The organism is Bradyrhizobium sp. 31Argb (assembly GCF_043638955.1).
Classification (GTDB): Bacteria; Pseudomonadota; Alphaproteobacteria; order Rhizobiales; family Xanthobacteraceae; genus Bradyrhizobium.
Window position 1 is genome coordinate 48,701 of record NZ_JBEGDB010000022.1, and the last position, 6,168, is coordinate 54,868.

Here is a 6,168-nt window from a genome sequence, read left to right on the forward strand (position 1 = left end):
GCCCGCTTCGCCCTGCTGGTTTTCCCTATCGTCCCATGCGTCCGGGAGAACCAGGCGTCACGATGTCATCGTCCGGCATGCCGTTCGGCGACAGGCCGGTCCCCGTGGTGCCCGGCGACGTATTGGGCGCGCTTGGCTGGCTGAGGGTTGGGTTGGGCGTGGTGGACGTTCCGCCGGTGCCCATTCCGGTCGTGGAGCTTGATTGTCCGCCGGGCGCCGACGAAATTCCCGCCGATCCCGGATTGGTCGGCACAGCCGCCGGCGGTGGCGCACTGCCAACGCCAGACGAAGCACCGGCCTGCGCTCTCCCGGCGCCGATGCCGCCACCTGACGCTTGCGCGAAGGCGGCTGATGACGCCGTCATCAATGACATCGCGATGACGGCCGATAGATGCAATTTGTGTCGCATGGTAATTCTCCGTATGGCATGCGGCCGCACCAACGTCCGCCGAATCGCGTCGTTCCGTTGCTCACGCAAGCGCGAGATCACATCGACGTTTTCGGCAGCTAATGATTGGGCCTTGCCCAATCCGGTTCCGGGTTGCAACATCACAACCGATCACCTCTCAGAGGGGGCGCCTATGAGCTCGATCTCCCACACCATGGCGACGGCGGAGGCTCACGCAGCACCGAAAGCAAAAGCGCGTAACGCCGCGCTCGATCGCGCCCGAACTTTCCTGACGCTGGTCGTGCTGTTGCACCACTCTGTGATTCCCTACACGCATTTCGGACACACCGATCCAAAATCGTGGATCGGCTTCGACATGGTCGTGCTCGCCACTGACAGCTTCTTCATGGCGATGTTCTTCTTCCTGTCGGGACTGTTCGTGTGGCCGGGGCTGGCTCGGAAAGGACCACTGCAATATCTGCTCGATCGCCTGGTTCGACTTGGCCTGCCCTTCGTGGTCTGCGCGTTCACGCTCATCCCGCTGGCCTATTACCCCATCGCGCTGCGCCAAACTCCGGATCTGAGCTTTTCCGAGTTCTGGTGGAAAACCATCACCGTGGGGCCATGGCCGAGCGGCCCGATCTGGTTTCTCTGGATCTTGCTCGCCTTCGACCTCGTCGCGAGCGCGGCATATAAGCTGTCACCCAAAGTCATCGATCCGATCAATCGCCTATCGCTCAAGGGTCATGAACAGGCCACCCTGTTCTTCATGGTCATGCTTGCGATCACCGCCGTGCTCTACATTCCGGGGCGCGTTCACTTTGGGCCAGGGAGCTGGTTCGAGTTCGGACCGTTCTCGGTGCAGCACGGCCGCGTGCTGCTCTATGCGACCTACTTCTTTTTCGGCGCGGGCATAGGCGCCATGTATTTGGATCGCGGTCTGCTGGCGGCAGACGGCCGGCTTGCAAAGAGTAGCTGGGGCTGGGCGGTCGCGGCGCTCGTTCCGTATTGCCTGATGTGGGTGCTGATCTACATCAAGCGCGAAATCCTCGGGAATCCGGTACGGCTGCCGGACTGGTATGAGGCGACCTACGGTCTCTTCTTCGCTTCCTTCAGCGTCGCCATCATGTTCGTGATCCTGGCCTATTTCCTGCGATTCAAACAATCCGGCTGGAGCATCCTCGATCCGATGCAGCCTGATGCCTATGGCATGTTCCTGGTGCACTATCCGATCGTGCTCTGGCTGCAATATTGGATGTTCGATTTCAATTGGCCGGCGATCGTGAAGGCGGCCATCGCGTTTGTGCTGACGGTGCTGCTGAGCTGGGCGGCGACGGCGGCGCTGCGGAAAATTCCAGGCGCGAAACACGTGCTGTGAAGGCCCTCGTCTTCTCCGCCGTCATTGCGAGGAGCGACAGCAACGAAGCAATCCATGCCTCCGCAAGTGGCGACATGGATTGCTTCGCTTCGCTCGCAATGACGGGGGAGCCCGAGCGACTACGTCGCCTTGCCGCTCATATAGGCCGGCAACCAGCGCTCGAACGCCTCGTTCAGCGTCGTGATCGCCACCGGCGTTTCGCCCACGATTGAGATCGCGTCGCCGCCGGTGGTGCCGATGCGCGCGCATGGCATGCCGCACCCCCGCATCTTCGCAAGCACACGGCCGGCGTCCGCCTCGGGTACGGTGACGATGTAGCGCGCCTGATCCTCGCCGAACCAGTAGGCATGCGGCACCAGCGCCGTCGGCGCCGCGAGCAGTCGCGCGCCGATGCCGCTTGCGATCGCCATCTCGGCGAGCGCGATCAACAGCCCGCCGTCGGAGATGTCATGCACCGCGGTCGCCGTGCCAGCGTGGATCATGCCGCGCACGACATCGCCATTGCGCTTCTCGGCGGCGAGATCGACCGGCGGCGGCGCGCCTTCCTCGCGACCGCAGATATCGCGCAGATAGACGGACTGGCCGAGCCAGCCATGGGTCTCGCCGATCAGGAGGATCGCCTCGCCTTCCGCCTTGAACGCGAGCGTCGCGGACTTGGTGAAATCGTCGAGCACGCCGACGCCGCCGATCGAGGGCGTCGGCAGAATGGCGCGGCCGTTGGTCTCGTTGTAGAGCGAGACGTTGCCGGAAACGACCGGGAAGTCCAGCGCGCGGCAGGCTTCCGAAATGCCCTGCAGGCAGCCGACGAACTGGCCCATGATCTCGGGCCGCTCAGGATTGCCGAAATTGAGATTGTCGGTGATCGCGAGCGGCTTGCCCCCGACCGCGGTGATGTTGCGCCAGGCTTCGGCCACTGCCTGCTTGCCGCCTTGATAAGGATCGGCCTCGCAATAGCGCGGCGTCACGTCGACGGTCATCGCCAGCCCCTTCGGCCCATCCTGCACGCGGACCACGGCCGCATCGCCGCCGGGGCGCTGCACGGTGTTGCCCAGGATGACGTGATCGTACTGCTCCCAGACCCAGCGCTTCGAGCAGAGCTCGGGGGTGCCGATCAGCTTCTCCAGCGCCTGCGGAATGCCAAGCGGCGCCTCGACATCGCGCGCATGGATCACCGGCTGCGCGGCGCAAGCCGTGTGCGGGCGATCATAGAGCGGCGCCTCGTCGCCGAGTTCCTTGATCGGCAGATCGGCCATGACGTCGCCGCCATGCTTGACCACGAAACGCTTGGTTGGCGTGGTGTAGCCGACCACAGCGAAATCCAGGCCCCATTTGCGGAAGATTGCCTCGGCTTCCTGCTCCTTCTCGGGCTTGAGCACCATGAGCATGCGCTCCTGGCTCTCCGAGAGCATCATCTCGTAGGCGCTCATGCCGGTCTCGCGGGTCGGCACCGCGTCGAGATCGAGGTCGACGCCGAGATCGCCCTTGGCGCCCATCTCGACCGCCGAGCAGGTGAGCCCCGCCGCGCCCATGTCCTGGATCGCGATCACGCAGCCCTTTTCCATGATCTCGAGGCAGGCCTCGAGCAACAGCTTCTCCGCGAAGGGATCGCCGACCTGCACGGTCGGCCGCTTCTCCTCGGAATTGTCGTCGAATTCGGCCGAGGCCATCGAGGCGCCATGAATGCCGTCGCGCCCGGTCTTCGAGCCCAGATAGACGATCGGCATGTTCACGCCGGAGGCGGCCGCGTAGAAGATCTTGTCGGCGTCGGCGAGACCGACCGCCATCGCGTTGACCAGGATGTTGCCGTCATAGCGGGTATGGAAGCGGACTTGCCCGCCGACCGTCGGCACGCCGAAGGAATTGCCGTAGCCGCCGACGCCGGCGACCACGCCGGAGACGAGATGCCGGGTCTTCGGATGCTCGGGCGCGCCGAAACTCAGCGCATTGAGGCAGGCGATGGGGCGCGCGCCCATCGTGAACACGTCGCGTAAAATGCCGCCGACGCCGGTGGTCGCGCCCTGATAGGGCTCGATATAGCTCGGGTGGTTGTGGCTCTCCATCTTGAAGACCACGGCCTGGCCGTCGCCAATGTCGATCACGCCGGCATTCTCGCCCGGCCCCTGGATCACCCAGGGCGCTTTCGTGGGCAGTCCGCGCAGGTGGATGCGCGAGGATTTGTACGAGCAGTGCTCGTTCCACATCGCCGAGAAGATTCCGAGCTCGGTGAAGGTCGGCACCCGCCCGATCAATTTCAGGATGCGCTCATACTCGTCCGGCTTGAGCCCGTGGGCGGCGACGAGTTCGGGGGTGATCTGGGGCTCGTTCATGGGTCCCTTATTAGGTAGATCGGCGGTGCGGGCAAAGGCCTTTTATGGCGCTTTTCCGCCCTGTCCAGAGCTTTGCGGCGGCGGCCGCGGGCTGACGAATTTGCAGAAACGGACAGGATCGGATTTAAGGATCGGAACTCAATTTTGAAAGTCTGCGAGCGTGAACGACCTCTCCAAGACCGCATTCCTCCGCCGCCCGGACCTGCATGTCGCGACCGAGGGCGAATTCAAGGGCTGGCGCACCTGGATCCGGGACAGCTTCGAGAGCCATATCGGCCCATTCTGGCACCGGATGGATGAGAACGGTCGCGTGCAGTGCGCTTTCCGGGTGGAGAAGAAGCACCTCAACGGGATGCGCAACGTCCATGGCGGCTGCTTCATGGCCTTTGCGGATTACTGCCTGTTCGCGATTGCCTCGGCCGAATTGGAAGGCCCGGGCGTGACGGTGGCATTCTCCTGCGAATTCCTCGACGCGGCCCGCGAGGGCGAGCTGGTCGAATGCACGGGCGAAGTGACCCGCGCCGGCGGCTCGCTGATCTTCCTGCGCGGCATGCTGAAAGCGGGTGAGCGCTCGCTATTTACCTTCTCCGGGACGATCAAGCGGGTGAAGCTGAAGGCGCCGCTTGAGGCCAGCGCATAGCTCCCCACCTTTCCTTTTTGCGTGCCCAGGCTAAGACTGGCTCCAGCGCGCCAATGCGCCGGGAGCAACAGGTGCCGAAGAGCACATCAAGGACGGGTAGCGTGACGGCTGCCGTGGAAACGCCTGCGCTGTCAGCCCTGGAGCGGCCGCACCATCGCTGGCAGGATTATGCGTTGCTGCTCGCGCTCGCCTGCTGCTGGAGTTCGACTTATCCCTTGACCAAGATCGGTCTCGGCTCGATCCCGCCGGTCACCTTCATCTCGGCCCGCTCCCTGATTGCGGCGCTGTTTCTGCTGGTGATCCTGCGCATCCGCGGCCTTCGCATTCCGACCGACGCCAAGGCGTGGAAGCTGTTCGCGTTCCAGCAGACCATCAACTCGACGATCCCGTTCCTTGTCATCACCTGGGCGCAGCAATACGTGGCGGCAGCGCCCACCGTGGTGCTGGCCTCGACCACGCCGATTTTCGCCTTCCTGATCACCTGGGCCATCACGCGGCATGAGCCCGCGACGCTGTTGAAACTCACTGGGGCGATCCTCGGCCTTGCCGGCACCGCCGTCATCATCGGCCTCGATGCACTCAGCGGCCTCGGCAGCGAGATCTTCGCCGAGATCGCGATCCTGCTCGCCACCATCTCGTTTGCGTGCGCGACGATCTTCGGCCTCCGCCTGTCTGATTACGACCCGATGGTGGTCGCCGCCGGCTCGCTCTTGTTCGGCGGATTCATCCTGCTGCCGGCGGCCATCGTCATCGAACACCCCTGGACCCTGCATCCGACGCCGCAGGCGCTTGCCGCCGTCACCACCATGGGCATCTTCTCCAGCGCAATCGGCCTGATGCTGTTCTACATGTGCCTCGCCCGGCTCGGCACGCTAACCACCAATGCCCAAGGCTATCTGCGCATCCCGATCGGCGTCGGCCTGTCGGTGGTGCTGCTCGGCGAAGCCGTACCCTCGAACCTCGCCCTCGGGCTTGTGCTCGTCATGGCAGGGGTAGCAGCGATGACCGTTCCGGGTGACCGCTACAAGCTCGCCCTGAACTGGCTGCGGGCGCGGCTGACGGGCGCGTAGAGTGGGCAAAGCGCAGCGTGCCCACCATCTAACGGGTTGCTCGCAATGGTGGGCACGCTTTCGCTTTGCCCACCCCTACGGCGTCGTCGCAGACTTCATGATTCGAATGTCAAACAGCTCTCCGCTGTCATCGTCCGGCTTGACCGGACGATCCAGTATCCCAGAGGCGGTCGTGCTTGAGCCGAGAAGCCCCCGGATACTGGATGCCCCGCCTTCGCGGGGCATGACGGTGGAGTATGAGGAAGCAACAGTTCGCATTCTCGCGGCATGATTTGCCCGAGGTTTGCATCTCGTTCCACCCTCTCATTGAACAGAGGGCGCAGGGAAAGCCGGGTGCTGGTTGCACCCGTGGGTCCCGTGCAACA

The 6,168-nt window shown here is 63.9% G+C and carries 5 protein-coding genes; 3 read left to right on the forward strand and 2 right to left on the reverse strand.

All coding sequences use genetic code 11. The annotated features are described in order from the left end of the window. Positions 1-25 precede the first annotated feature (25 nt). Positions 26-409, reverse strand: a complete 384-nt coding sequence (locus tag AAFX91_RS06860; protein ID WP_394565940.1) for a hypothetical protein — start codon at positions 407-409, stop codon at positions 26-28. 172 nt (positions 410-581) lie between these two features. On the opposite strand from AAFX91_RS06860, the gene AAFX91_RS06865 reads away from it, so the two are divergent. Then, complete coding sequence (locus tag AAFX91_RS06865; protein WP_282531983.1) at positions 582-1,766, forward strand: acyltransferase; 1,185 nt, start codon at positions 582-584, stop codon at positions 1,764-1,766. A gap of 119 nt (positions 1,767-1,885) precedes the next feature. Here AAFX91_RS06865 and purL read toward each other — a convergent pair whose 3' ends face one another. Next, entirely contained in the window at positions 1,886-4,093 is a 2,208-nt protein-coding gene (gene purL, locus AAFX91_RS06870) for a phosphoribosylformylglycinamidine synthase subunit PurL (protein WP_394565941.1), read from the reverse strand. A 160-nt stretch (positions 4,094-4,253) separates the two neighbouring features. Between purL and AAFX91_RS06875 the strand changes: the two genes are divergently transcribed. Together AAFX91_RS06875 and AAFX91_RS06880 are read left to right on the forward strand one after the other, a co-directional pair. Beyond that, on the forward strand, positions 4,254-4,733 hold the full coding sequence (locus AAFX91_RS06875; RefSeq protein ID WP_394565942.1) for a PaaI family thioesterase: 480 nt from the start codon (positions 4,254-4,256) through the stop codon (positions 4,731-4,733). Positions 4,734-4,804: 71 nt separating this feature from the next. Beyond that, positions 4,805-5,803: a DMT family transporter gene (locus tag AAFX91_RS06880; RefSeq protein ID WP_394565943.1), complete on the forward strand. Its 999-nt coding sequence runs from the start codon at positions 4,805-4,807 to the stop codon at positions 5,801-5,803. Positions 5,804-6,168 lie beyond the last annotated feature (365 nt).

Bases quoted from the DNA above. Each gene is read 5' to 3' on its own strand.
- AAFX91_RS06865 (WP_282531983.1), top strand. From the start codon at position 582: ATGAGCTCGATCTCCCACACCATGGCGACGGCGGAGGCTCACGCAGCA.
- AAFX91_RS06860 (WP_394565940.1), bottom strand. From the start codon at position 409: ATGCGACACAAATTGCATCTATCGGCCGTCATCGCGATGTCATTGATG.
- purL (WP_394565941.1), bottom strand. From the start codon at position 4,093: ATGAACGAGCCCCAGATCACCCCCGAACTCGTCGCCGCCCACGGGCTC.